This is a genomic window from Streptomyces sp. NPDC005492 (genome assembly GCF_040605995.1).
Taxonomy (GTDB): domain Bacteria; phylum Actinomycetota; class Actinomycetes; order Streptomycetales; family Streptomycetaceae; genus Streptomyces.
Genome location: NZ_JBEXDX010000005.1, coordinates 33766 through 60236, shown reverse-complemented (window position 1 = coordinate 60236; position 26471 = coordinate 33766). Strand labels below are relative to the sequence as shown.

Annotated in this window: 21 protein-coding genes; 9 read left to right on the top strand and 12 right to left on the bottom strand. The window is 68.8% G+C overall.

The features are described 5' to 3' along the window. The first annotated feature begins 22 nt into the window (after window positions 1–22). The 5 genes from chvE (at window position 23) to ABZT04_RS09105 (ending at window position 7035) form a co-directional block, all read left to right on the top strand. Window positions 23–1132 (top strand): multiple monosaccharide ABC transporter substrate-binding protein, encoded by a 1110-nt coding sequence (gene chvE / locus ABZT04_RS09125; RefSeq protein ID WP_356054698.1) that lies wholly within the window; start codon window positions 23–25, stop codon window positions 1130–1132. A gap of 46 nt (window positions 1133–1178) precedes the next feature. Beyond that, window positions 1179–2729 (top strand): multiple monosaccharide ABC transporter ATP-binding protein, encoded by a 1551-nt coding sequence (mmsA, locus tag ABZT04_RS09120; RefSeq protein ID WP_356054696.1) that lies wholly within the window; start codon window positions 1179–1181, stop codon window positions 2727–2729. Next, window positions 2726–3970, top strand: a complete 1245-nt coding sequence (mmsB, locus tag ABZT04_RS09115) for a multiple monosaccharide ABC transporter permease (protein ID WP_356054693.1) — start codon at window positions 2726–2728, stop codon at window positions 3968–3970. Before mmsA ends, mmsB begins: the two co-directional genes overlap by 4 nt. A gap of 85 nt (window positions 3971–4055) precedes the next feature. Further along, window positions 4056–5210, top strand: coding sequence for an aldose epimerase family protein (locus ABZT04_RS09110; RefSeq protein ID WP_356054691.1), 1155 nt, complete (start codon window positions 4056–4058; stop codon window positions 5208–5210). Window positions 5211–5382: 172 nt separating this feature from the next. After that, window positions 5383–7035: an aminotransferase class I/II-fold pyridoxal phosphate-dependent enzyme gene (locus tag ABZT04_RS09105; protein WP_356054689.1), complete on the top strand. Its 1653-nt coding sequence runs from the start codon at window positions 5383–5385 to the stop codon at window positions 7033–7035. Window positions 7036–7050: 15 nt separating this feature from the next. On the opposite strand, the gene ABZT04_RS09100 is transcribed toward ABZT04_RS09105, so the two are convergent. The 4 genes from ABZT04_RS09100 to ABZT04_RS09085 all read right to left on the bottom strand — a co-directional run bounded on the left by ABZT04_RS09100 (window position 7051) and on the right by ABZT04_RS09085 (window position 11335). Further along, window positions 7051–8022, bottom strand: a complete 972-nt coding sequence (locus tag ABZT04_RS09100) for an arabinan endo-1,5-alpha-L-arabinosidase (RefSeq protein WP_356054687.1) — start codon at window positions 8020–8022, stop codon at window positions 7051–7053. A 254-nt stretch (window positions 8023–8276) separates the two neighbouring features. Further along, window positions 8277–8819 (bottom strand): hypothetical protein, encoded by a 543-nt coding sequence (locus ABZT04_RS09095; protein ID WP_356054685.1) that lies wholly within the window; start codon window positions 8817–8819, stop codon window positions 8277–8279. After that, window positions 8820–10637, bottom strand: coding sequence for a HAMP domain-containing sensor histidine kinase (locus ABZT04_RS09090; RefSeq protein ID WP_356054683.1), 1818 nt, complete (start codon window positions 10635–10637; stop codon window positions 8820–8822). It abuts the gene before it with no gap. After that, window positions 10634–11335 carry a response regulator transcription factor gene (locus tag ABZT04_RS09085; protein WP_356054681.1) on the bottom strand — a complete coding sequence of 234 codons (702 nt, stop codon included), beginning with the start codon at window positions 11333–11335 and terminating at the stop codon, window positions 10634–10636. Before ABZT04_RS09085 ends, ABZT04_RS09090 begins: the two co-directional genes overlap by 4 nt. A 226-nt stretch (window positions 11336–11561) precedes the next feature. On the opposite strand from ABZT04_RS09085, the gene ABZT04_RS09080 reads away from it, so the two are divergent. The 3 genes from ABZT04_RS09080 (at window position 11562) to ABZT04_RS09070 (ending at window position 14983) form a co-directional block, all read left to right on the top strand. Further along, window positions 11562–12746 carry a DUF3500 domain-containing protein gene (locus ABZT04_RS09080; protein ID WP_356054678.1) on the top strand — a complete coding sequence of 395 codons (1185 nt, stop codon included), beginning with the start codon at window positions 11562–11564 and terminating at the stop codon, window positions 12744–12746. Between the two features lie 19 nt (window positions 12747–12765). Beyond that, window positions 12766–14049 carry a HupE/UreJ family protein gene (locus ABZT04_RS09075; RefSeq protein WP_356054676.1) on the top strand — a complete coding sequence of 428 codons (1284 nt, stop codon included), beginning with the start codon at window positions 12766–12768 and terminating at the stop codon, window positions 14047–14049. A 154-nt stretch (window positions 14050–14203) separates the two neighbouring features. Continuing rightward, window positions 14204–14983 (top strand): intradiol ring-cleavage dioxygenase, encoded by a 780-nt coding sequence (locus ABZT04_RS09070; RefSeq protein WP_356054674.1) that lies wholly within the window; start codon window positions 14204–14206, stop codon window positions 14981–14983. Between the two features lie 83 nt (window positions 14984–15066). Here the strand turns inward: ABZT04_RS09070 and ABZT04_RS09065 are convergent, their stop codons facing one another. The 3 genes from ABZT04_RS09065 to ABZT04_RS09055 form a co-directional block, all read right to left on the bottom strand. Continuing rightward, window positions 15067–15720: a DUF4360 domain-containing protein gene (locus ABZT04_RS09065; RefSeq protein ID WP_356054672.1), complete on the bottom strand. Its 654-nt coding sequence runs from the start codon at window positions 15718–15720 to the stop codon at window positions 15067–15069. Window positions 15721–16051: 331 nt separating this feature from the next. After that, window positions 16052–16975, bottom strand: coding sequence for a sulfite exporter TauE/SafE family protein (locus tag ABZT04_RS09060; protein ID WP_356054670.1), 924 nt, complete (start codon window positions 16973–16975; stop codon window positions 16052–16054). A gap of 113 nt (window positions 16976–17088) precedes the next feature. Continuing rightward, entirely contained in the window at window positions 17089–17547 is a 459-nt protein-coding gene (locus ABZT04_RS09055; protein WP_356054669.1) for an Rrf2 family transcriptional regulator, read from the bottom strand. Between the two features lie 118 nt (window positions 17548–17665). Between ABZT04_RS09055 and ABZT04_RS09050 the strand changes: the two genes are divergently transcribed. Then, entirely contained in the window at window positions 17666–20632 is a 2967-nt protein-coding gene (locus ABZT04_RS09050) for a beta-galactosidase (RefSeq protein WP_356054668.1), read from the top strand. Window positions 20633–20644: 12 nt separating this feature from the next. Here ABZT04_RS09050 and ABZT04_RS09045 read toward each other — a convergent pair whose 3' ends face one another. The 5 genes from ABZT04_RS09045 to ABZT04_RS09025 are packed head-to-tail and all read right to left on the bottom strand — an operon-like array spanning window position 20645 to window position 26312. Continuing rightward, the gene (locus ABZT04_RS09045; protein WP_356054666.1) at window positions 20645–22147 is read right to left on the bottom strand and encodes an alpha-N-arabinofuranosidase; all 1503 of its coding nucleotides are present in this window, start codon (window positions 22145–22147) and stop codon (window positions 20645–20647) included. A gap of 24 nt (window positions 22148–22171) precedes the next feature. Further along, window positions 22172–23140, bottom strand: coding sequence for an arabinan endo-1,5-alpha-L-arabinosidase (locus ABZT04_RS09040; RefSeq protein WP_356054664.1), 969 nt, complete (start codon window positions 23138–23140; stop codon window positions 22172–22174). A 21-nt stretch (window positions 23141–23161) separates the two neighbouring features. After that, window positions 23162–24019, bottom strand: a complete 858-nt coding sequence (locus tag ABZT04_RS09035; protein WP_356054662.1) for a carbohydrate ABC transporter permease — start codon at window positions 24017–24019, stop codon at window positions 23162–23164. After that, on the bottom strand, window positions 24016–24957 hold the full coding sequence (locus tag ABZT04_RS09030) for a sugar ABC transporter permease (RefSeq protein WP_355914294.1): 942 nt from the start codon (window positions 24955–24957) through the stop codon (window positions 24016–24018). The genes ABZT04_RS09035 and ABZT04_RS09030 overlap by 4 nt, the downstream gene beginning before the upstream one ends. After that, on the bottom strand, window positions 24954–26312 hold the full coding sequence (locus ABZT04_RS09025) for an extracellular solute-binding protein (protein ID WP_356054660.1): 1359 nt from the start codon (window positions 26310–26312) through the stop codon (window positions 24954–24956). Before ABZT04_RS09025 ends, ABZT04_RS09030 begins: the two co-directional genes overlap by 4 nt. Window positions 26313–26471: the final 159 nt, after the last annotated feature.

Sequence of the window (26471 nt, the reverse complement as noted above, 5' to 3'; positions counted from 1 at the left end):
GAGAAGAATGAGGCAAGATCACATGCGCAACCGCAGAAGCGCCCTCACCCTCATAGCCGGTGCCGCCTCCCTGGCCCTGACCCTGTCCGCGTGCGGGCAGAGCGGCTCCGGCGGCAGCAAGGAGTCCACGGGCAGCGCCAAGGGCGGCACGATCGGCATCGCGATGCCGACGAAGTCCTCCGCGCGCTGGATCTCCGACGGCAACAACATGGTCAAGGACCTGAAGACCAAGGGCTACAAGACCAAGCTGGTCTACGGCGAGGACGACCCGGACACCCAGGTCTCGCAGATCGAGAACATGATCACGCAGGGCGTCAAGGGCCTGATCATCGCGGCGATCGACAACAAGTCCCTGAACAACGTGCTTCAGGAAGCCGCGAGCGCGAAGATCCCGGTCATCGCCTACGACCGCCTCATCCTCGGCACCAAGAACGTCGACTACTACGCCTCCTTCGACAACTCGAAGGTCGGCGTCGAGCAGGGCTCGTACATCATCAAGAAGCTCGGTCTGGACAGCGGCAAGAAGGGCCCGTTCAACATCGAGCTCTTCGCCGGCTCGAACGACGACAACAACACCAAGTACTTCTTCAACGGCGCGATGAGCGTGCTCCAGCCGTACATCGACAAGAAGGAACTGGTCGTCAAGTCCGGGCAGACCGCGCTCAACAAGGTCACCACGCTGCGCTGGGACGGCACCACCGCGCAGAACCGCATGGAGGACATCCTCACCGGCTCCTACAAGACCGGCCGGGTCGACGCGGTGCTCTCGCCCTACGACGGCATCTCCATCGGCATCCTCTCCGCGCTGAAGTCGGACGGTTACGGCTCCGCCAGCAAGCCGCTGCCGGTCATCACCGGCCAGGACGCCGAGCTGGCCTCGGTGAAGTCGATCATCGCCGGTCAGCAGACGCAGACCGTCTACAAGGACACCCGCGAGCTGGCCAAGGTCGCGGACACCATGATCGACGACGTGCTCAACGGCAAGACGCCGAAGACCAACGACACCAAGACCTACGACAACGGCACCAAGGTCGTCCCCGCCTACCTGCTGCAGCCGGTCAGCGTGGACAAGTCCAACTACGAGGACGTTCTGGTCAAGGGCGGGTACTACACCGACGCCCAACTCAAGTAAGTACGTGGCCAGTTCCCCCACCTCACACTGATTGGTAGGCACGACCATGGCGGGACCCGTCCTGGAAATGCGCTCGATCGTCAAGACCTTTCCCGGTGTCAAAGCGCTCTCGGACGTCACACTGACGGTCCGTCAGGGCGAGGTCCATGCCATCTGCGGTGAGAACGGCGCCGGGAAGTCCACCTTGATGAAGGTGCTCTCCGGCGTCCATCCGCACGGCAGTTACGAGGGCGACATCCTCTTCGAGGGAGAGGAGTGCTCCTTCCGCGACATCCGGGCGAGCGAGCAGCGCGGCATCGTGATCATCCACCAGGAGCTGGCGCTGGTGCCGTTCCTGTCGATCGCGGAGAACATCTTCCTCGGCAACGAGCACGCCTCGCGCGGGCTCATCAACTGGAACGAGACGCTCAAGCACGGCACCGAACTGCTGCGCCGGGTGGGTCTGAGCGACCACCCGGAGACCCGGGTCGCCGACATCGGCGTGGGCAAGCAGCAGCTCGTGGAGATCGCGAAGGCGCTGTCGAAGAAGGTGAAGCTGCTCATCCTCGATGAGCCGACGGCGGCGCTGAACGACGAGGACAGCGGCAAACTCCTGGATCTCATCCTGGAGTTGAAGAAGCAGGGCATCACCTCGATCATCATCTCCCACAAGCTGAACGAGATCCGCAGGGTCGCCGACTCGGTGACGATCCTGCGCGACGGCCGCTCCATCGAGACCCTCGACGTGAAGGCGCCGGAGACGACCGAGGAGCGGATCATCTCCGGCATGGTCGGCCGCGACCTCGACCACCGCTTCCCCGAGCGCACCCCCTACGAGGGCGAGCCCGAGGCGGCGCCCGCGCTGGAGATCCGGGACTGGACGGTGTTCCACCCGATCGACCAGCAGCGCAAGGTGGTCGACGATGTGTCGATCAACGTGCGCAGGGGCGAGATCGTCGGCATCGCCGGACTGATGGGCGCCGGCCGCACCGAACTCGCGATGAGCGTCTTCGGCCGCTCCTACGGCCGCTACGCCGGCGGCACGGTCCTCAAGGACGGCCAGGAGATCCGCACGAAGTCGGTCGCGGAGGCGGTCGGACACGGCATCGCCTATGTCACCGAGGACCGTAAGCACTACGGCCTGAACCTCATCGACAACATCAACCGCAACATCTCGCTGACCGCCCTGGGCAAGGTCGCCAAGCGCGGTGTGGTGGACGAGCACGAGGAGCGCCAGGTCTCCGAGCGCTTCCGCAAGTCGATGAACATCAAGGCGCCGACCGTCTTCGAGACGGTGGGCAGGCTGTCCGGCGGCAACCAGCAGAAGGTCGTCCTCAGCAAGTGGATCTTCGCGGGTCCCGAGGTGCTGATCCTGGACGAGCCCACCCGCGGCATCGACGTGGGTGCCAAGTACGAGATCTACACGGTCATCGACCAACTCGCCGCCGAGGGCAAGGCGGTGGTCTTCATCTCCTCCGAACTGCCGGAGCTGCTCGGCATGTGCGACCGCATCTACACGATGGCGGCGGGCCGGCTGACCGGTGAGGTGCCCCGGGCCGAGGCCACGCAGGAAGTGCTGATGCGCCAGATGACGAAGGACAAAGAGGTAACCCGATGAGCACGGACGTCACCGCCAAGAGCCCGGCCCCCGCGCCGCCGGGCAAGAGCGGATCGGCCGCGGGCGGCGGCCTGTTGCAGTTGGTACTGGGCGGCCTGCGGCGCAACATGCGGCAGTACGGCATGCTGATCGCGCTGGGTCTGATCGTGATCTTCTTCGAGGTCTGGACCGGCGGGGACCTGCTGCTGCCGCGCAACGTCTCCAACCTGGTACTGCAGAACAGCTACATCCTGATCCTGGCGATCGGCATGATGCTGGTCATCATCGCCGGGCACATCGACCTGTCGGTCGGCTCGCTGACGGCGTTCGTGGGCGCCTTCGCGGCGGTGCTGATGGTCAACCACCATGTGGCGTGGCCGATCGCGCTGGTGCTGTGTCTGCTCATGGGCGCGGTGGCGGGCTCCGTACAAGGGCTGTTGATCGCCTACGCGGGCATACCGTCGTTCATCGTCACCCTCGCCGGGATGCTGCTCTTCCGCGGTCTGACGGAGATCCTGCTCGCGGGCCAGACCCTCGGCCCCTTCCCCAACGGCCTGCAGAAGATCGGCAACGGCTTCCTGCCCGCGGTCGGCCCGAACACCAACTACCACAACATCACTTTGCTGTTGGGCCTGGTGATGATCGCCGCCGTGGTGTGGCAGGAGGTGCGCGACCGGCGCCGCCAGCAGGAGTTCTCGCTGGAGGTGGCGCCCGCCAAGCTGTTCCTGCTCAAGCTCGTCGCGATCATCGCCGCGATCGCCTGGATCACGCTGCTGCTCGCCAGCTACGACGGCGCCCCGATCGTGCTGATCATCCTCGGTGTCCTGGTGGCCGGTTACGGCTATGTGATGCGCAACGCGGTCTTCGGCCGCCACATCTACGCGATCGGCGGCAATCTGCCGGCCGCGAAGCTGTCCGGCGTCAAGGACAAGCGCGTCACCTTCCAGGTGTTCCTGAACATGGGCGTGCTCGCGGCCCTGGCGGGTCTGGTAGTCACCTCCCGTCTGAACGCGGCCTCGCCGAAGGCGGGCGACGGCTTCGAACTGGAGGCCATCGCCTCCTCGTTCATCGGTGGAGCGTCCATGAGCGGCGGTGTCGGCACCGTCCTCGGCGCCATCATCGGCGGTCTCGTCCTCGGCGTGCTGAACAACGGCATGAACCTCCTCAGCGTCGGCACCGACTGGCAGCAGGTCATCAAGGGCCTCGCCCTGCTGGCCGCGGTCGGCTTCGACGTGTGGAACAAGCGCAAGTCCGGTTCGTAATTTCAGCTCGGGCCCCGTCCGCTGTCTCACTGTCGCAAGACAAGCAAGGCACGACGGGGCCCCTTCCATGTGCAGGAGCCGCTCAATGGAACTGAACAGACGCACTGTCATCGCGGGCGCCGCGGCAGCCGGTATCGCCGCGAGCACGCTCGGTACCGGTACGGCCCAGGCGGCCTCTGGAGGCGGAAAGCCCGTGAAGGAACTCTTCGGCACCCTCGCCGACGGGACGAAGGTCTACCGCTGGTCCCTGGCCAACGGCGGCACCAGCCTGAAGGTCCTCTCCTACGGCGGCATCATCCAGTCGCTGGAGATCCCCGACCGGCACGGCAAGTACGCCAACGTGTCGCTCGGTTACGACAACCTGGCCGCGTACGTCGCCGGCACCACCTTCTTCGGCGCGACCATCGGCCGGTACGGGAACCGTATCGCCAAGGGCCAGTTCACCCTGGACGGCAAGAGCTACCAGCTCTCCGTCAACGACGGCGTCAACAGCCTGCACGGCGGCGCCAAGGGCTTCAACACGAAGGTGTGGGACATCGAGCCCTTCACCTCGGGCTCCGACGTCGGCCTGCACCTCTACTACACCAGCGTCGACGGTGAGATGGGCTACCCGGGCACCCTCAAGACGAAGGTGACCTTCACCCTCACCAAGCACGGCGACTGGCGCATCGACTACGAGGCCACCACCGACAAGCCGACGGTGGTCAACCTCACCAACCACACGTACTACAACCTCGCCGGCGAGGGCAGCGGCACGATCGAGGACCACGAGCTGACGATCGCCGCAGGCCGCTACACACCCACCGACACGGGTCTGATCCCCACCGGTGAGCTGGCGACGGTCTCCGGGACCCCCTTCGACTTCCGCAAGGGCAAGCCGGTCGGCCAGGACATCCGCGCGGGCCACCCCCAGCAGGTGCAGGCCAAGGGCTTCGACCACAACTGGGTCCTCGACAAGGGCGTCACCGCCAAGCCGCAGCACATCGCCACTCTGCGCGACCCGCGCTCCGGCCGCACCCTGAAGATCGCCACCGACCAGCCGGGCCTGCAGTTCTACTCGGGCAACTTCCTCGACGGCACCCTCGTCGGCACCTCCGGCCACACCTACCGGCAGGGCGACGGACTGTGCCTGGAGACCCAGCACTTCCCGGACTCGCCGAACGAGCCGTCCTGGCCGACGACCGTCCTGCGCCCCGGCCAGACGTACCGCACCACGACGATCCACTCGTTCGACAACTGACGCTGACGGCCGACTCGGGCCAGAGGTTCCCGAACTCACACCAATTTCACACAGGTTGAACAGCGCCACACTCGTCTCCGTATTCAAGGGCGGCCCGTGCTCCCCCGCGCGGGCCACCCAAGACGACGGGCCCGGTCGTCCCCACCGGGCCCGCCTTCAGACGGAGGTTCCCTTGGCCGACTCCAACGTCACCTCGCTGTTCCGCAGTACGGCGGCACACAGCCCGTCGATGGCGGCGTTGGCACGCGAGAGCGACGGCACCGGGCCGGTGGACTTCTGTATCCCGTGCAACCCGTACTTCCCCACCCCCGCCATGTTCGACGAGATGGCGGCCCGGCTGCGCGAGATCATCACGTACTACCCGAGCAGCGCGGACACCATCACGGCCGAGCTGTGCGATCTGCTCCAACTCCCGCCGCAGTGCGTGGCGATGGGCAACGGTTCCACCGAACTGATCACCTGGATCGACCACTTGATGGTCCGGGAGTCCCTCGCCATCCCCGTCCCCACCTTCGGCCGCTGGACCGACCAGCCCATGGAGACCGGCAAGCGGGTCGACATGTTCCCGCTCCAGGAGTCCAGCGGCTTCGCCCTGGACCTCGCGCAGTACGCCGAGTTCATCCGCAAGCGGAACACCAAGGTCGCGGTCATCTGCAACCCGAACAACCCCGACGGCGGCTTCCTGCACAAGCAGGCGCTCGTCCAGTTCATGGACGCGATGGCCGACCTGGACCTCATCGTCATCGACGAGTCGTTCCTGGAGTTCGCCGACGCCGAGGTCGAACCCAGCGTCGTACATGAGGCGATGATCCGTCCCAACGTGATCGTCCTGCGCAGCCTCGGCAAGAACTTCGGCCTGCACGGCATACGGTTCGGCTACCTCGTCGCCAACCCCGCCCTGGCCGGCCGCGTCCGCTCGATGCTGCCCAAGTGGAACCTCAACGCCTTCGCGGAACACGTGGTGTTCATCCTCAAGGAGCACGGCGCCGAGTACGCGCAGAGCCTCCAGCAGGTGCGCCGCGACCGGCTCGACATGGCGAGCCATCTCTCCGCGCTGCCCGGTCTGACGGTCTACCCGTCGCAGGGCAACTTCCTCTTCGTACGCCTCCCCGTGGGCGCCGAAGGCACCGTGGTCCGGGACCGGATGCTCACCGAGCACCGCATCCTGGTCCGCGAGTGCGGCAACAAGATCGGTTCGTCCAGCCGCTTCCTGCGGCTCGTGGTGCGCCCCCAGGTGGATGTGCGTCGCCTGGTGTCCGGCCTGGAACAGGTGCTCTACGGGACCAGGAGGGGAGCCGCCGTACCCGAGCTGAGCACAGGGACCAGCTACAGCTCGGGTACGGCGGCCGTGGACCGCCTCGTCGGGGCGACCAACGGGGCGGGGATGCAGATCGCCGCGGCGGCCATGCAGATGCAGCCCGAGCCGGTGCCGATGCAGGCCCCCACGCCGGTGCCGATGCCCGCGCAGCCGCAGCCGCAGCCCCAGCCCCAACAGCAGCCGCAGTACCAGCCGATGGTCGCCGCCGCGCAGGCTCCGCAGATGCCGATGCAGCCCGTCGCGCAGATGCCGCAGCAGATGGCGCCGGTGGCCCAGCAGCAGCCTCAACCTCAGCAGCAGCCGTACGGCATGCCCGCACCTGCCCCGGTGCCTCAGGGGCCGACGCCGACCGGTGTGCCCGCGCGCAACGGGCTCACGGCCGCGCAGGTCCGGGGAGCCACCAGTCCCAACGGGATGCAGAACCTGGCGCCGGCGCCCGCGACCGGGTGGCCAAGCCCGGGCGCGCAGAACTGGCCCAACGCGGCGGGGATGGGGCAGGCGGGTTAGGCGTTCGCCGCCGGGTCAGTACGCCACGGGCCAACCCGTGCTCCAGTTCAGCAGGTTGATGCCGAGCTTGGGGGTGCCGCTGTCGTTGCCGTCGTAGTAGTGATAGACGATCAGATCTCCGTCGCTGTCGTTCATGACGGACTGGCCGCCCGGCCCGATGACGCTGCCGTGGGTCTCCAGTACGGCGGTGCCGCCGTTGTTCAGCATCGCGACGCCGCTCTTGTCGTAGTACGGCCCGGTGACGCTGGTGGCCCGGCCGACCTTGACCTTGTACGTGGAGCTGGTGCCCTGGCAGCAGAGGTCGTAGGAGGCGAAGAGGTAGTAGTACCCGTTGCGCTTGACGATGTACGGGGCCTCGACCGCCTTGGTTCCGGTGGGTCGTTGGGCGAGGGAGTACCGGGTGGTGTCGGACGGGAGCTGCTTGCCGGTGGCCGGGTCGATCCGGATCATCTTGATCCCGGTCCACCAACTCCCGAAGGACAGCCACCACTTGCCGTCGTCGTCGACGAAGAGGTTCGGGTCGATGGCGTTGTAGTCGCTGGCGGTGGTGGAGGTGTAGATGACGCCGTAGTCGGTCCAGGACCCCGGCAGACCGGTCGTCGAACCGGCGAGCCCGATCGCCGACTTGTTGGAGCCGAAGGTCGAAACGGCGTAGTACATCAGGTACTTGCCGCCGTGGTAGGAGATGTCGGGCGCCCAGGCCTCGGTCGCGTAGGTGGACCACCAGCTCGGCTTGGCGGAGAAGGCGTCGCTCCCCGCCGTGAACGCGGTGCGGTCGGTGGAGGTCTTGTACGCCAGGCCGCCGCCTGTGGAATAGAGCAGGTAGCGGCCGGCCGAGGTGCGGATCATCGTCGGGTCGTGCACGACGACGTCACCGGTGACCGCGCCGGGGTTGGGGTACGCCGACGCCGTGCTGGGGACGAGGGCGAGCAGGACGGCGGCGGGGAGGGCGAGGAGAGCGGTTCTGGTGCGAGAGGTGCGGCTCACGCTGACGCTCCTTGAATGGAGGGCATTTGGGTGTTCGATATACCGATCACCGATCAGAACTTCGGACGGGACCGTAGAATCGAACGACTTGCGCGTCAATGATTCGCACGCACCGACCTCGCGCAGGGCGCCCCGCGCTTCCTCTGGCTGTCCCTGGTGGTGGAGGCGGTGTTCGGAGTCTTCCAACTGGCGCCGTGGTGCAGCCCGTTCCGACGCCCCGTAGTGCGGGAGTGACCAGCCACAGCGCCACGGCGCTACCGGGCCCCGCCCCGCCTGCGCTCCGCGCGCCGCAGTTCCCGGCGCTGCTTTCCGGGCAGGGCGCCGGCGAGTTCTCCGACCGGGGCGAGGTCGTGGCAGTCGCCGCCGTGGTGTCCCCGGCACCACCACACCGCGCCCTCGCCCCTGGCCTCGCCCTCCCAGTCGGCCGTGGTTCCCTCGGGGCGGGAATGCGTGCCCATCTTGTGGAACGGGCACACCGGCCAGGCCTGCCAGAGCAGTTCCATCACCGTCTCCTGCGCCGCGTCCGCGACGAGGCCGAGGAGATGGGAGGCGCCGCTTTCCGCTAGCGCGATGCCGTTGCCCTGCCAGGAGCCGTCGGGCATCGCCACGTAGACCTCCTCGTCGCAGGACATGAGTATCAGCGGGCGCTGGTCGGGCAGGGTCGCGGCGAGGTCGCGGTTGACGATCGCGAGCGCGGCTTCGATGCGCGGCCACTCGCCGGGTTCGGCGCGGCGGGGCTCAGGGAGGTCCGGGCGGCCGGGCCCGCGCTCGACGGGGTGGTAGGAGAAGTAACTCACTCACCGATCCTGCCGCACCAGCCTCGCACCGGCCACCGAGAATCCCACCGCCGCACCACCACCGTCCCGCGGCCCCGCGAACACCGTCCCGCCGTGCGCCTCGGCCACGTCCCGCACGATGGCGAGGCCCAGCCCGGAGCCGGGCACCCCGTGGGCCGGACCGGCGCGGTAGAAGCGGTCGAAGACGCGCGTAGCGTCGGCGGCGGGGATGCCTGGTCCCCGGTCGGAGACGGTGACCTCGCCCCGGCGGACGCGCACCTCGATGGGTTCGCGGTCGTCCGGGGCGAACTTGGCCGCGTTCTCCAGCAGGTTGCCCACCGCGCGTTCGAGCGCCTGTGGACAGCCGTGGACCACACTGTCGTCGGCGTCGAGATGGACGAGACGCCCGGTACGCCGATGCACGCGACGAGCGGCCCGACGCGCCGACTCGGCCAGTTCCACCGGCCGTTCGGGTTCGTCCCGGCCTCGCGCGAGGGCCAGCTCCACCAACTCGTCGACCAGGTGGGTGAGTTCGCGGGTCTCCCCCTCGACGTCGTCGAGGAGACGCTCCCGGACATCCCGGGAGAGCCCGGTGCTCCGACGCAGCACATCCGCGTTCGTACGCAGACTGGTCAACGGCGTACGCAACTCATGAGCGGCCTCCTGCACCAGTCGCTCCTGAGCCTCCCGAGCCACAGCCAGCCGCCCGAGCATTCCCCCGAACGCTGCGGCAAGCAGACCGACTTCGTCCTGTCCGGCGGCGAGGCGGGATCGGCGTGGCGATGGGCGGCCAGTCCCCGGGCGTCTACCGTCCGGCGGTCGACCGGCACTTGTTGGTCGGTTGCTGCCGGTCAAGCGGCGGGCGCCTGTCTCAGGACCGATGCCCAGCAGACGGCGGGCGCTGTGCAGACCGCTGGCGCCCACCAGAGGGCAGACGCCCAGCAGACGGCGGACGCCTGCCAGGGGGCCAGAGCCCAGCGGACCGCCGACGCCCGTTGGACCCCCAGCACCGGTCAGAGGGCCGACTCCCCCGGGGCCATCACCGCCCAACGCATCGCCACCGCCCACCAGAGGGCGGCCCCGCAACAGACCACGGCCGCCCGCCGGACGGCGACGACCCGTCAGCCCATCACCGCCGAGCAACTCGCCACTGCCCGCCAGAGGACGGCCGCCCAACAGACCACCTCGCGCCAAGGCGTCAACACCCACCACCCCACCCGCGCTCACCTCCTCCGCGACCGCCGCCAACCGCACCAACCTCCGCGTGATCCGCCGGGCGAGCAGCCACCCCGTGGCCGCCGCGGCGAGCATGACCGTCAGGCTTGCCGCGGCGATCTCTCTGGCCATGCCGCCCAGGACGAAGTGGGTCTGGTCGATCGGGACGGCGACCTGGAGGGCGCCGCGGTCGTCGCCCAGGGCGGTGGTCAACTGGCGTTGTGTGGTGTGGCCGACGGTGATCTCGGTGACGTAGGACTGGCCGGTGGTGCCGGAGGCGGCGAGGGTGCGGGCCCTGTCGGGGACCGGGAGCGGTGGGCCGGTGAGATGGGTGACCGTGCCGTCGGGGGCAACGGACTGGACGGTCACCGGGCGCGGGGGTTCGTCGCCGGGGCCAGGGCGGTCCGGCGCGGGGTAGAGGGCCGGGGCCCGCGCCACCGTATCGGCGAGAGCCAGTGCGCGTTCCGGGTCGCGGGCCAGGTCCACCGTGGCCGAGCGCAGGGAGCGGTCGATCTCCGCGGTGACGCGGTCGGAGGCGGCACGGTAGCTCAGCACGCCGACCAGCACCGCCACCACGGCGCCGACCGCGGCGAAGGAGAACGCGAGCCGGGACCGCAGACTCACGACGCCCACCGCACCGCGTACCCCACGCCCCGCACCGTGTGGATCAGCTCGGGCGCGCCCGCCTCGGTCAGCTTCCTGCGGAGGTAACCGACGTATCCCGCAAGGTTCTTGGCGTCCACCCCCGCCTCCGGCCCCCACACCCGTCGGTACAGCGTCGCGTGGTCGAGCACGATCCCCTCATGGCGCACGAGCAGCTCCAGCAGGTCGAACTCGGTCTTCGACAGGTGCAGTTCCTCGTCGCCCCACCGGACACGCCGGCCCGCAGGGTCGACGCGCAACGCTCCGATACGGAGTACGCCACCTGTCGCCGTCGCCCGGTCGTCCGGCACGAACGGTGTCCTGCGTATCAACGCGCGTAGCCTGGCGAGCAGTTCGGGTACCTCGAACGGCTTGGGCAGATAGTCGTCGGCGCCCGCGTCGAGCCCGGCGATCCGGTCGGGGGTCCCGGCCCGCGCCGTCAGCATCAGCACCGGAGTGCGGTCACCGTCCGCGCGCAGCACCCGGCACACGGCCACCCCGTCGACGTACGGCATCATCACGTCGACCACCAGCGCGCTGAAGTCGTCGCGCCTGGCCCGGGTCAGCGCGTCCACCCCGTCGACGGCGGCGACGACCTCGTACCCCGCCAACTCCAGTGCCCGCGCCAGGGATTCACGGACCGCGCGATCGTCGTCGGCGATGAGGACACGTTGCTCCACGTCCACATGATGGACACCGGCCGCCGGTCCCGCATCAGGCTCAACCGGCGTTGTCCGAGCCACAGTTCATGAATGGCTCATCCTCAACCCCAGCCATCTCCCCTCCCCCTCGGCGCCTTTCTCTTACCCGGCTCCCGACTTCCTCCCGACGAAGTCTGAGACCGCTCACCCACCATGAGAGCCACCGCCGCCCGACCCGACCGCCTCCACCCCACAGGAGCCCCCCATGTCGACCGTCAGACGGATCCACCCCGCCCTGGCTCTCGCCACCTGCGTCGCCCTGGCCGCCACCGGCTGCGCCGCTCTCAACTCGGCTGCTTCCTCATCGGAGTTGACGACCCCGGTGAAGGCCGTGCCCGCCTCCGCGCACCGCCACGGGGCCGGCGGGGCGAACACCGCTCAGGTCGTGCGAGCGGCCAAGGCGTTCCTCGCGACGCTCTCCGACGAGCAGAAGGACACCGCGCTCTACGACTTCGACGACCCGGCCAAGAAGACCGGTTGGTCGAACTTCCCGATCCCCGTCGTCGTCCGCAACGGCCTCAAGATGGGCGACCTCACCGACGTCCAGCAGGCCGCGGCCCTGAAGGTGATGGAGGCCGCGCTCAGCAAGAAGGGCTACGAGGAGCTGGTGGAGATCCGCGAGGCCGACGACTACCTCGCCGCGCTGCCGCCGAGGCCCCGGCCCACACCCACGGGCACACCCACGAACGTACCTACGAACACGCCCACCGGTGGCCCCGGCGGGCCCGGCGGAGGTGGCGGTGGTGGAGGCGCCAGCTTCGGTTCGCAGTGGTACTACATCTCCTTCTTCGGACAGCCCAGCAGGAAGGGGGAGTTCATGGTCCAGTTCGGCGGCCACCACGCGGCGTACAACATCACCTACGCCGGTGACAATGTGTCACTCTCCCCCACCCTGACCGGAGTCGAGCCGGAGGAGTTCGACCTCGACGGCACCCACCTCGCCCCGCTCGCGGACAACCGGGCCACGACCATCGCGGCGATCCAGTCCCTCACCCCGGACGAGTTGACGGCGGCGAAGATCAACGGCAGCTTCGACGACCTCTACCTCGGCCCCGGCCACGACGGCCCCTTCCCGACCCAGCCCGAGGGCGTCCTTGTCAGCGATCTCACCAAGCAGCAGCAAGCCAAGGTCACGGCCATGCTGCGGACCTGGGTCGACGACCTGGACGAGCGGGCGGCGGCGCGGCTGATGCACAAGTACGTCTCGGAGTACGACAGGACGTACATCGGCTGGAGCGGCGGGACGACGATCGACAACGACCAGACCTACGTCCGTATCGACGGACCGTCCGCCTGGGTCGAGTTCTCCAACCAGCCCGGCGCCTCGACCGACGGCATCCACCAGCACACGATCTTCCGGGACGAGACCGCCGACTACGGCTGGGAATGACGGAGCGGAACGTCACCTCATGCGACATGTCATGCGCCGTCTCCTGCCCGTGCTCCTGCTGGCGGTGCTGATGCTGGCCGGCGGCCCCGTGCCGTCGGCCGGCGCGCACCCCATGGCCACGTCCGCCGTCCTCCTGTCCATCGGCGACGACCGGGTCGAGGGCGAGGTTCAACTCCCCCTGGACCGCCTGGCCATCGCCGTCCACCGCGACCTCACACCCGAGAGCGTGGTGGGCGCCGACCGCACCTTCCTCCACGCCTACGCGGCCGCGCACATCTCAGCCGCCGATGCCACCGACCACCACCCCTGGTCGGTCACCCTCGGCACGGGAACGACCCGCACGATCGACGGCACGGCCCACCTCGTCTACCCGATCAGCATTCGCCCGCCGGCCGGCCGCTCGGTCACCGACTTCGACCTCCGCTACGACGTCATCGTCGAGGAGCTCCTCACCCACCGCGTCATCGTGACCGTGGCGTCGAAGACCCTCGGGGTCTTCGACTGGGACACGAAGAGCCTTAAGGTCCCTGTGGACAGAGAGAGTTGGCTGAGCGGCTTCGTGGCGGCCGCCAGGCTGGGCATCGAGCACGTGGGCACCGGCGCCGACCACCTCCTCTTCCTGCTGATGCTGCTCATCCCGGCACCGCTCCTGGCGGCGGGCGGTCGCTGGCGGGCGGCGGAAAGCAGGTCGGCGCGGCGGACCCTGGTCCGGGTCGTGCACGTCGTATCGGCGTTCGCACTCGGCCATTCCCTCACCCTGGCCCTGGCCGCCACCGGCGTGGTCGACCTCCCCACCCGGCCCGTCGAGACGGCGATCGCCCTGTCCATCGCGGTGTCCGCCGCCCATGCGCTACGGCCACTGGTTGCGCGCGGCGAAGTGGTGATCGCGGTCGGTTTCGGGCTGGTGCACGGGTTGGCGTTCGCCTCGGCCCTCGGTGAACTCGGCCTGGAACGAGGGTCGTTGGTGACCACCCTGCTCGGCTTCAACCTGGGCATCGAGGTGACCCAGTTGCTGGTCGTCGCCCTGCTGATGCCGTCGCTGCTGGTCCTGTCCCGGACCGCCGCCTACCCGGCGTTCAGGATCGGAACGGCCGCGGTCGGTCTGCTCTTCTCGACATCCTGGATGCTGGAACGCGCGACACTGACCACCACCGACCCGTTCGAGGGCGTCCAGACCTGGCTGGTCGGCCATCCACTGCTGGTCGCCCTGTCGGTCGCGACCCTCGCCGCCGGCGCCCGCCTCCTCCTCTACGAGAGCGCAGCGGCTCCTGGCCGAGCGGGGTCGGCGCGACGAGAGCGGTAGAGGTTCACCACCCGCCCCTCTCCCGATCCATCGAGCAGGCAGCAAGCAGGTATCGGCAGTCGCCATTCACCCTGTCCAGCAAGGAACTTGACGTCTCGTCACTTTGCGACCCTCACAGCCGACGGACAGACTGCACTCCTACGATGCCGTGTCCATGACAGATTCATCGAAAGACGCAGCAGGAACAGGAACCAACGCGATCGGGCGCCGTTCGCTCCTGATCGCCACCGGCACCACGGCCGCCGTACTGGCCGTGGGCGCCGCCGCACCCGAAGCCCCCAGGGCCACGACCGCCGCCACCCCCGCCGCGGCGGCAGCCGTCTGCACCCTCACGAAGGAGATGACCGAAGGCCCCTACTACCTCGACGGCGCCCTCGTCCGCGCCGACGTCACCGAAGGCAAGGCCGGCATCCCGCTCAAGCTGGCTCTCACCGTCGTGGACGACAGCACCTGCGCCGTGCTCCCGAACGCGCTCGTGGAGATCTGGCACTGCGACGCGCTCGGCGAGTACTCCGGCTACGTCGGCAACAACGGCCACAGCGAACCGGACGACGGCACCTTCCTGCGCGGCGGCGTCCTGACGAACGCCGACGGCCTCGCCAACCTCACCACGATCTACCCCGGTTGGTACCGCGGCCGGTGCGTGCACATCCACGTCAAGGTGCACACCGGCGTCACGCTCACCTCGGACGGCTCGTTCACCGGCGGCCAGGAACTCCACACGGGCCAGCTCTTCATCGACGAGACCATCACCACCGCCGTCGCCAAGCTCTCCCCGTACTCGACCAACACGGTCACCCGCACCACCCTCGCCCAGGACTCGGTCTACGACGACGGAGGCGCCGCGTCCGGCCTCATGACCCTGACCGCCCTGGGCAGTTCGACCTCGTCCGGCTACACGGGCGCCCTCACCCTCGGCGTCCAGCAGGGCTGAGCCGGCGTACCTCCGAGAGAATCCGCCCGGAAGGGGTGGCCCGCGGTGCGAAGCGGGCCACCCCTTCCTCATGCCACCTCAGGTCAGGAGCTCGGGCACTCCCGCCACGCCATGTGGTAGACCGTGCTGATGTCGCCGTCCGTCGAGTCCATCGTCATGAAGCTGACCGCGCCGGGCGCCGACGAGCCGGCGCTGACCCGCAGCTCCGTGTTGATGTTGAAGTTGCGCTGAACTCCGCAGGGTGCCCAGACCAGTTGGGCCCAGTCGGTGGTGTCGGTGGCCTGCCAGTTGTCGTCGTAGGGGCCGTTGAAGGGATGGTTCTTGGACGCGGTGTTCGACGAGCCCTGGAAGTAGTACGAGGCCTTCTGCGCAGCGCTCGCGCCGGGCTGGAGCGAGGCGAAGCCGCGGTAGTCGGCGCTCGCGATGGCGTAGGTGAAGCCCTGCGGGACGTGGACGACCAGGTTGAGCTGGCAGTTCTTGCGGAACGCCGTGGGGTCGGAGTTGCCGCCGACCTGGGCGAGATACGCGCTGTAGGTCACCGTGAAGGCGGTGTTGTCCTCGGAGACGGCGACCGCCGTGGTGCCCTGCGGGCAGCCCGAACCGTTCACCGTGGCGACGTTGATGACGATCTTGTCCGGGGGCGGGTCGTCGAACACGGGCGAGGACGAGTGCTGTGCGGGCAGCACGGTGGCGAGAAGAGCGGCGACGGCGCCGCTCAGGAGGAGCCCACCAGGCATGGTTTCTCCTTGGGGTTGGGGGGTGGCCGCGCCCCAAGTCTTTGAAGAACCAATGAAGTTCCTGTGAAGACCGACGGCGCGCTCGCATCGTAGGAAGCCGCACACGAAACGGTCAGGGCGAACTCAAGCCATTCACAGCCGCGCCTTTCACACTCTCTCCACAGTGTGTGAACTCTGTTGAAATAAGCGTGCGTTGGCCGATCCGTCCCCAGGTTCTTCACAGCCGCACATCAAGGAACTCTTCAGGTACGGCCGTAACTTCGCTGTCCACGAGCTGGTCGGGAGGCGTCGGGAGGCGGTTGACAAGCAGACACCGATCGGCGATCGCCGATCACACCCCAGTTGGCTGCCGCCCCTCGGCGGACTCGGACTCGGTCCGCGCCTCCAGCGCCTTCTCCCGGCGATGCGCGCGGATCGAGTACGCCAGGGCGGCAGCCCATCCCGCGTACAGGACGACGTAGACGGACGTGCTGACCGCGTCAGGGGCGTTCAGCCAGTCCCCGCCCAGCAGCGTGCCGACGTTGAGCAGGACGATCAGGCCGCCGACCGCCGAGCCCAGGATGCGCGGCGCGACGAAGCGGGCCAGCCAGGCGGCGACCGGCGCGATGACCATGCCGCCCAGGAGGAACGCGAGCACCCAGGACCAGTTCACGCCGTCCGCGCCGAGCGAGAAGAGGAAGCCCAGGCTCGCGGCGACGGCCACCAGCGCCTTGCTGGCGTCGACGGACCCGACCACCTTGCGCGGCTCCAGCCGCCCGCTGGCCAGCAGCGCGGGCGTCCCGATCAGTCCCCAGCCGCCTCCGCCGGTCGCGCCGAGGAACCCGGCGACCAGCCCTACCGGCACCAGGAACCGCTTGCCCAGCGGCTTGCCGAGATTTCCCCTGGGCACACCGCGCACGGTGAAGCGGTAGGTGACGTAGACGCCGAGCACGAGCAGGATCACCGCCATCACCGGTTCGGCGAGCGCGGTCGACAGCCGGGACAGCAGGGTCGCGCCGATGAACGCGCCCGCGGCCCCCGGCACGCCGATACGGACCACGACCTTCCAGTCGACGTTGCCGTAGCGGGCGTGCGAGGCGCCGGAGACCAGTCCCGTGCCGATCTGAGCGAAGTGGACGATGGCCGAGGCGGCGGCCGGGCTCGTGCCCAGGGCCAGCAGCAGCGCGGTGGAGATCACCCCGTGCGCCATGCCGAGGCTGCCGTCCACGAGCTGGGCCCCGAGGCCCGCGAGGGCGAGCAGTATCAGCATGCGCATGTGGTGCGTCCTGTCGTTCCTGGCTTTCCCACCGGTTAGGTAGGGATGAACGAGAGGTGACGCTAAAGGGTGAATCTGAGTGCGGCCTGAGACGACGATGAACGACCCCGCCGCTACGGGTTCTGCCAGGCCGCCGGTTCCGCCGCGAGCGCGCGTACCGGCTCCGGCAGCGCGTCCGCCGCGATGTCCGCGAGGGTGACGCCCTCGAGGATCTTGCGCACATTGGCGCGCAGCGCGATCCACAGCGGGAGGAGGGGTTCGGCGGTGCCGGTGTAGGAGAGGCCGGTGGGGCGTTCGCCGCGGACCGAGACGATCGGGCCGTCGACGGCGCGGATGACGTCCGCGACGGTGATCGCGTCGGCGGCGCGGGCCAGCCGGTAGCCGCCGCCCCCGCCGCGCCGGCTGTCGACGATTCCTGCGCGCCGGAGGTCGCCGAGGATTCCCTCCAGGAACTTGTGCGGGATGTCCTGCGTGGTGGCGATGGTCTCGGCCTTCAGCTGGCCGTCGTCACCCTGTACGGCGAGCTCCAGTACCGCCCGTACCGCGTAATCCGCCCGTGCCGAGATCCTCATGGGTCCATTGTGGGCCGTTGTGGCGTAGAGAATGACCCCGCACGACGGCCTCCTGGGATCACCACGGAAAATGGCTTCGCACGTGCCGCCGACGGACCGGACCCGGGAGGAGCTTCCAGTGGAGCTGAGCAGGCGTACCTTCAGCACCCTCGCGGGCACGGCCGCGCTCGGATTCGCACTGGGCGGTGGCAGCGGCGGCGGTGGTGACGCGTACGCCGCGCACGTCGTGCCTACCGGGCCGCCGCCCGCCCCGCCGGGCGCGGACGGGCTGAGCCACACGATCGCCTACGACCGCTACTCCCTGATCGTCGACGGCAAGCGCCTGGTCCTGTGGTCCGGCGAGATGCATCCGTTCCGGCTGCCGAGCCCGTCCCTGTGGCGGGACGTGCTGCAGAAGATGCGCGCCTTCGGCTACAACGCGGTCTGCATCTACGTCTCGTGGAACTACCACTCCCCCGCGCAGGGCCGCTACGACTTCACGGGCGTCCGCGACCTCGACCTGTTCCTGCGCATGGCCGCCGAGACCGGGCTGTACGTCATTCTGCGTCCGGGCCCGTACATCAACGCCGAGATCGACGCGGGTGGCTTCCCCGGCTGGCTGACCGCCACCAAGGGCACCGCCAGGACGGCCGATCCGACGTACCTCTCGCACGTCGACGAGTGGCTCACCGAGGTCAACTCCATCGTCTCCAAGCACCTGTTCACCCAGGGCAAGGGCACGGTCCTGCTCTACCAGATCGAGAACGAGTACGACGCCCACGTCACCGAGCCCGCCGGCCGCGACTACATGTCCCACCTGTACAAGAAGGTGCGTGCCGACGGCATCGACGTCCCCCTGTTCCACAACGACAAGGGACGCAACGGCTATTGGACCCCCGGGTCGTTCGACACCGGTGGCGACAAGGGCGGCTGGCTGTACGGGTTCGACGGCTATCCGTCGCCGTCCCAACTGCCGCCGGACTGGGGGCACTTCGGGATCGGCGGGGCTAAGGGCGGGGCCACCGCCAGCCCCAAGACCCCTGGTTTCGTGCCGGAGTTCGGCGGGGGCTGGTTCGACCCGTGGGGTGGGGCCTGGTTCGAGGGGAAGGGGTACGCGGAGTCGCGCCGGACGCGTGACGCTGCGTACGAGCGGCGCTTCTATCTCACCAACCTCGCCAACGGACTCACCCTGCACAACGTCTACATGACCTTCGGCGGCACCTCGTGGGGCTGGCTGCCCGCACCGGTCGTCTACACGTCGTACGACTACGGCGCCGCCTTCGACGAGGGCCGCAACCCGACCGCGAAACTCGTGCCGATGCACCAGCTCGGCCATCTGCTGCGGACCGTGCCCGACTTCGCCAAGCTGGACCGGGCGGCGGACGTCAAGGCGGACGGCCTGAAGGTCTACCACCTCACCAACGCCGACACCGGCTCCCATGTCTACGTCCTGCGCAACGACGGCACCCAGGAGGTCACCTCCACGCTGCCGACGGCGGACGACGACATCGAGGTCACCGTCCCGGCCCAGGACGCCCGTCTCCTCGTCACCCAACTGGCCCTCGGCGAGCGCAAGTTGAGGTACTCGACGGTCACCCCGATGATGTTCCTCAGCACCGGCCGGCAGGACCTCGCGGTGTTCGCCGGGAAGCGCGGCGAGATGGCCCATGTGGTGCTCGACTGCCCGGAGGAGCCGGTCGTGACCCGGCTCGACGCACAGGCCGCCTGGGTGTGGGACCGCGGCCTCCTGCATGTCACCGTCCCGCTCGGCATCGGCGGACTGACCCGGGTCCTCGTCCAGGCCGGCGGCGTCGACAACCCCCTCGTGCTGCTCTTCGCCGACGAGGCCACCTCCGTACGCCTGTGGCCCTACGAGACCGGATCGGGCACCGCGCTGGTCTACGGCCCGGCGCTGCTCCGCGAGGCCACCGTCAGCGGCACCACCGCCCACCTCACCGGCGACACGATCGGTGAGACCGGCCTGGAGATCTGGGGGCCGCGCGGGATCGCGGAGGTCACCTGGAACGGGCAGCCCGTGCCCGCGACCGTCACCAACGCGGGCAGCCTGCGTTCGAACCCGGACGCGCTGCTGCCGGGGGTGCCCGCGGTACCGCTGCCCGCGCTCGACGGCTGGCGGCGCAAGGTGGAGAACCCGGAGGCCGCGGTCGCCTTCGACGACGCCAAGTGGACGGCGGCGAACAGGACTTCGTCCTTCAGCACGACGGCCGTGCCCACCGGACAGCCCGTGCTCTTCGCGGACGACTACGGCTTCCACTACGGCGACGTCTGGTACCGGGGCCGGTTCACCACGACCGCCACCGACGACCTGGATTCGGTGACCCTCGCCTACAGCACCGGCACCCAGGGGCTGCTGATGGCCTGGCTCGACGGCGAACCGCTGGGCACCCACCGGATGCCGGTGCCGACCACCAGCAGTGTGCGGCAGGGCAGTTGGACCGCCAAGGCGACCTTCGCCGTCCCGAAGAAGGCCGGTGCGCGCGTGCTGTCCGTCCTCGTCCGGCGGATGCAGCACGACATGGACGGCAAGGCCCTCGACACCCACAAGGTGGCCCGCGGCCTCACCGCGGTGACCTTCAAGGGCGCCTCCCCGAAGGTGAGTTGGCGACTCCAGGGCGAGGCGTCACCCGATCCCGTGCGCGGGCCGCAGAACAACGGCGGGCTGTACGGCGAACGCGAGGGCTGGCATCTGCCCGGGTTCGGGGACACCGACTGGGAGGCCGTCACGCTCCCCCGCGCCGACCGGCGGCAGGGCGTGACCTGGTACCGGACCACCTTCAAGCTCGCCGTGGACACCGGTGTCGACGCCTCGATCGGCCTCACCCTCGACGACGACGCGACGCGCGCCTACCGCGTCCAGATTTTCCTGAACGGCTGGAACATGGGCCAGTACATCAACGACGTAGGCCCACAGCACACCTTCGCCCTGCCGAACGGGATCCTCCTCACACGTGGCACCAACACACTCGCCCTGGCCGTCCTGTCCGACGGCACCACACCGGCGGGCCCCAAGGACGTACGGCTGACCCTGCTCGGCAGCGCGGCCGGAGGAGTACCGGTTACCCCGGTGGCCTCCCCCAGCCGCTGACCACCCTTCGGCTCAGGCGATCCGGATCACGTTCCAGGACAGCGGCTCCAGTACGGCGGTCAGGGTGCCGTCCTGGAGGGCGGTGCCCTCGACCGGGTGCGGGGCCACCCGCTCCGGGTCGTCCACAGTGTTGCGGGCGTCCGGGTCCGCGTCCGCGAGGGCGGTGTGCTCGACGACCGACGTCAACCCCAGCCCGTTCAGGGCGACTTCGAGCGGCAGCGACTCGGTCTGGCTGCGGTTGACCGCGAACACGGTCACCGAACCGTCCTCGGCGCGCACGGCGGTGGCGTGCAGCAGGTCCGCCTCGCCGTGCTTCTTCGTCTCGTACGTCGGCGAGTCCACACGGACGTCCAGGACCTGGCCCCGGCCGTACTTGGAGGCCTGCGCGAAGGGGAAGAACGTCGTCTGGCGCCAGGCCGCGCCGCCCGGTTCGGTCATGATCGGCGCGATCACGTTGACGAGTTGGGCGAGGCAGGCGACCGTCACGCGGTCCGCGTGCCGCAGCAGGGCGATGAGGAGCGAGCCGAAGACGACGGCGTCCGTGACGGTGTAGACGTCCTCCAGGATGCGCGGGGTCTCCTGCCAGTCCTCGACGGGGTGCGGGTTGGGCCGGCTCTGGTACCAGACGTTCCACTCGTCGAAGGACAGGTTGATCTTCTTCTTCGACTTCAGGCGGGCGCCCACGTGGTCGCAGGTCGCCACCACGTTCTCGATGAAGGACTCGGTGTCGACGGCGGAGGCGAGGAAGGAGTCCCGGTCGCCGTCGGTCTCCTCGTAGTACGCGTGCAGGGAGATGTAGTCGACGAGGTCGTAGGTCTCCTTCAGGACCGTCGCCTCCCACTCGGCGAAGGTCTCCATGCCCTGCCCCGAGGAGCCGCAGGCGACGAGTTCGAGGTCCGGGTCGATCTGGCGCATCGCGCGGGCCGTCTCTGCGGCGACCCTGCCGTACTCCTCGGCCGTCTTGTGGCCGGTCTGCCAGGGGCCGTCCATCTCGTTGCCGAGGCACCAGAGGTTGATGCCGAAAGGCTCCTTGTCGCCGTGGGCGATGCGCTGCTCGGAGAGGGCCGTGCCGGCCGGGTGGTTGGCGTACTCCTGGAGCTCCAGGGCCTCGGCGACACCGCGGGTGCCGAGGTTGATCGCCATCATCGGCTCCGCCTGGGGGCCGAGCTTGCGCAGGAACGCGATGTACTCGGAGAGGCCGAAACGGTTGGTCTCCGTCGAGCGCCAGGCCAGGTCCAGGCGGCGGGGGCGGGATTCGGCGGGGCCGACCGAGTCCTCCCACTTGTAGCCGGAGACGAAGTTGCCGCCGGGGTAGCGGATGGTCGTCACGCCCAGTTCGCGGACGAGGTCCAGGACGTCCTGGCGGAGGCCCTCGGTGTCCGCGGTGGGGTGGGTCGGTTCGAAGATGCCGGTGTAGACGCAGCGGCCGAGGTGTTCCACGAAGGAGCCGAAGATCCGTGGGTTGACCTCGCCGACGGTGAAGGCGGGGTCGAGGGTGAAACGGGCGGTACGCATGTGGGCCTTTCGAGGTCGCGTGCCCTAGAGGGCGATGGGCCAGCCGGTCCGTGTCCAGCCGAGAGTGTTCAGCCCCAGCTTTGGTGTGCCTGAATCGTTCGCGTCGTAGTAATGATATGTCAAGACATCTTTACCTTTGTCTTGGGAGATGGACTCTCCACCCGGGCCGATGAAGCGGCCGTGGCTCGCCAGCACCAGGTCTCCGCCGCCCTCCAGCATCGGCTTGCCCGTGCTGTCCGCGTACGGGCCCGTCACCGAGGTCGAGCGGCCGACCCTGATCCTGTAGGTCGAGTTCACACCGGCACAGCAGGCGTCGTAGGAGGCGAAGAGGTAGTAGTAGCCGCCGTGCTTCAGCACATACGCGCCCTCGACCGCGTAGGGCGCGTCCGGGCGGGTGGCGAGGTGGGCGACCGTCGCGCCCGGGATCGCCTTGCCCGTCGCGGGGTTCACCTCCACCATGCGGATGCCCGTCCAGTACGAGCCGAACGCCATCCAGAGTCTGCCGTCGGCCCGGACGAGGGCCGGGTCGATGGCGTTCCACGCGTCGGTGGTCTCGGAGCTGAAGGCCTTGCCGTGGTCGGTCCAGGTGCCGGGGAGGCCGGTCCGGGAGGTGGCGACGCCGATCGCCGAGTGGTTGGTGCCCCAGGAGGAGACGGCGTAGTAGAGCCAGTAGCGGCCCGCGCGGTAGGAGAGGTCGGGGGCCCAGGGGTCGGCGGTGGAGCTGTAGTCGTACCACCAACTCGGGGGCGTGGCGAAGGCGTTGCCCGCGTCGTCCCACTGGACGCGGTCCTTGGAGGTACGGGCGCCGATGATGCCGCCGGTCGAATAGGCCACGTAGCCACCGGAGTTGAGGCGGATGACGGTGGGGTCGTGGATGATCTGCTGGCCCGTGACGGGTTGCGGGTCGGGGTAGGTGACGTCCGCGTGAGCCGTGGTGGGGAGCAGGGCGAGCACGGCGGCGGTCAGCAGGGTTGCCAGTCTCGGGCGCTTCAACTCAGTACCTCCATACGTGAGTTACTGACCTGCCAGGCCGGTGTGGGCGACGCCCCGCACGATCTGGCTCTGGAAGAAGACGAACACGATGATCAGCGGGAGGCCCGCGATGAGGCCGCCGGCCATGAGCTGGGGCCAGATGATGCCGAAGGCGTTCTGCACGGTGGCGATGCCGTTGGGCATGGTCATCAGGTCGGGGTTGTTGGTCACCATGTAGGGCCAGATGAAGTTGTTCCAGGAGGCGATGAAGGTGAAGATGCCGACCGCCGACAGGGACGGTTTCGACAGCGGCAGGACGATCGTGAAGAAGATCCGCCAGCGGCCCGCGCCGTCGATGAACGCGGCCTCCTCCAGTTCCTTCGGCAGCGACTGGAAGAACTTGTAGAGGATGTAGACCATGGCCGCCGGGGCGCACTGCGGGAGGATCATGCCCCAGTAGGTGTCCACCATGCCGAGGGCCTGGACCGTCGTGAACAGCGGTACGCCGAGGATCGCCGGGGAGAACATCAGGCCCGCCATGGTGAGCGCCATCAGGGCGCGCTTTCCGCGGAACTCGGTGCGGGCGAAGCCGTAGGCCGCGAGTGAGGCGACCAGGAGCACGATCACGGTGACGCAGACCGACACCACGAGCGAGTTCACGAACCAGTTGGGGATGTTGCCGGCGTCGATGACGCCCTTCCAGGACTCCACGGTGAAGTGGTCCGGGATCCAGTGCGGGGAGGCGACGGATTCCGTCGGGGTCTTGAGGGAGGTGGACAGGGCCCAGACCAACGGCGAGAGCCAGATCAGGGAGAGGGCGGTGGCGACCGTCGTCAGGGCGATCTGGGTCGGGGTCCAGGTGCTGCGCGGCTTGCGCCGCACGGGAGTCGGGACGGTCATCGGGCGACCTCCTCGCGGCGGCTCAGCAGCCACATCCGGCCGAGGGCCACGGCCGCGATGATCAGGAACAGGATGAAGGAGATCGCGGAGGCGTAGCCCACGCGGTAGCTGGTGAAGCCCTGTTCGAGGGTGTACTGGACGAAGGTGCGGGTCGATTCCTCGGGTCCCGGGCCGAACTGGTACATGACCACGGCCTGGTCGAAGACCTGGAGCGAGGCGAGGATCTGGAGGGCGATGACCAGCCCGGTGATGTTGCGCAGGTTGGGCACGGTGATGTGGATCAGCCGCTGGAAGGCATTGGCCCCATCCAACTCGGCCGCCTCGTAGAGGTGTTGGGGGATGTTCTGCAGTGCGGCGAGATAGAGGAGGAAGCTGAAGCCGACCGTCCACCACAGGGTGGCGATGACGACCGCGAGCAGGGCCGTGGACTTCTGGGCGAGCCAGGGGGTCTGGAGGCCGAGGACGTGGTTGACCATGCCGTTGGTGGGCTGGAACAGCCACCACCACAGGTTGCCGACGACCGCCGAGGGCAGCAGGAAGGGCGCGAAGAAGCAGAGCCGCCACAGCCACTTGAAGTGGACGGTGTGGTGGGCGATCAGCGCCATCAGCAGGGCCATCACGACGATCATCGGTACGACCCACAGCGTGAACTTGACGCTGTGCCACAGCGAGGACCACACGAGGTCGTCGCCCAGCGCCTCGCGGTAGTTGGCGAGGCCGATGAAACTGGTGTGGTCGCCGGAGATGTTGGCGTCGGTGAGGCTGAGGTAGAGGCCGCGGACGACCGGTACGACGACGAAGAGGCCGTAGAGGACGAAGAACGGGGCGACGAACCAGCCGCCGTGCTGGAAGCGGCGGCCCCAGCGGACGCGGGCGGAGTCGGCGGCGGTGGTCGTGCGGGGGCGCAATGTGGCGGCGGGTGCCGCGGTGGCGGTCATGCTCCGGCTCCCGTCAGTTCCTGGGCGGCGGTGCGGCCGTCCATCGGGTTCTTCATCGCGAGGAGTTGCTCCAGGGCGGACTTCATCTTCCGGGCCGCCGCGTCGGGCTTGAGGGAGCCGAGGTTGGAGGCGGCGATGATCGGGCCGATGCGCTGGGCGAGGATACCGGTGGAGCCGGCGAACCAGATGTGCGGTTCGGTGGCGGGGTGCTCCATGGCGGGCCTGGAGTACTCGTCCTGCGGGGTGAGCTTGAGGTAGGCCGGGTCCTGGAAGGTGGGCAGATAGGCGGGGACATGGCCGCCGCCCGCCCAGGCGGTGGCGTGCTTGACCATGTAGGCGGCGAGCCGGTGGGCGCCCTCGTTGGCGGCGCCGCCGCGGTCGGCCTGGTGGGGCAGTACGAAGGAGTGCGACTCGGCGTGGGTGGCGGGGGTGCCGAAGACCGGGGGCAGCGGCTGGGCGCCGTAGCCGATCTTCTCGCCGCTGTAGTAGGGCACCGACCAGTCGCCCTCCCAGGTGAAGGGTGATCCGGCGAGGAAGGCCTCGGCGTCGGTGGAGCCGACGATCGTGTAGCCGTCGGTGACGTGCTGGCGGAAGAACTCCAGTACCTGGGTGGCCTTCTGGGTGTCGAAGGTGACCTGGGTGCGGGCGTCGTCGAAGTAGGTGCCGGCGAGCTGCTGGTAGAAGGCGACGAAGAACCACCAGGAGAAGTTCTGGTCGTTGGCGTGCAGGCCGAGGGTCTGCACGCCCGACTTCAGTTGCTTCTTGGCCGACTTGAGGATCGCGAACCAGTCGTCGGTGGAGGTGGCCGAGGGCAACTTGCCGTCGGCGTCGAGGAGTCCGGCCTTCTTGCAGACATCGGTGCGGTAGAAGTTCAGTTGCACGTGTATGTCGAGCGGCAGGGCGTAGAGCTTGCCGTCGACGATGCCGCGCTGCCACAGGACCGGGTTGAAGTCGGCTTCTTTCACGCCGAACTTGGTGAGCAGGTCCATGTCCCAGGGATCCAGGAGCCGGCCGGGCGCGAAGCCGGGTACGCGGCCCTGGTGCATGACGGCGAGGTCGGGCGCGCGGCTGCCGGCGGCGGCCATGGCGAGCTTCGTGTAGTAGGGGCCGCCCCAGGTGAGCGTCGAGGCCTTGACCGCGATGTCGGGGGTGGCCTTCTGGAAGGCGTCGACCATCGCGACCATGTTGGCGCCGTCGCCGCCGGTGAAGAGGTTCCAGTACGTCACCCGGGTGCGGGCGCCGGCGGCGAGCGCGTCGGCACCGGTGCCGAGGGCCGCGAAACCGAAGGTGCCCGCGACCGCGAGGCCGCCGGCGGTGGCCAGCAGATGCCTGCGATTCAGGTCAGGTAGTCCCATTCCCTGCCCTCACTGTAGGAGTCCCATCACGTTCGACATATCGAATAATGCTCGTAAGCTCGAACGGGACCGTAAAATCGAAGCGCTTCCGCGTCAATGGGTTGAACACAGTGCACGGTTCATTCGCGGGGGCGATTTCCGGACACAGCGGTCGTTCCC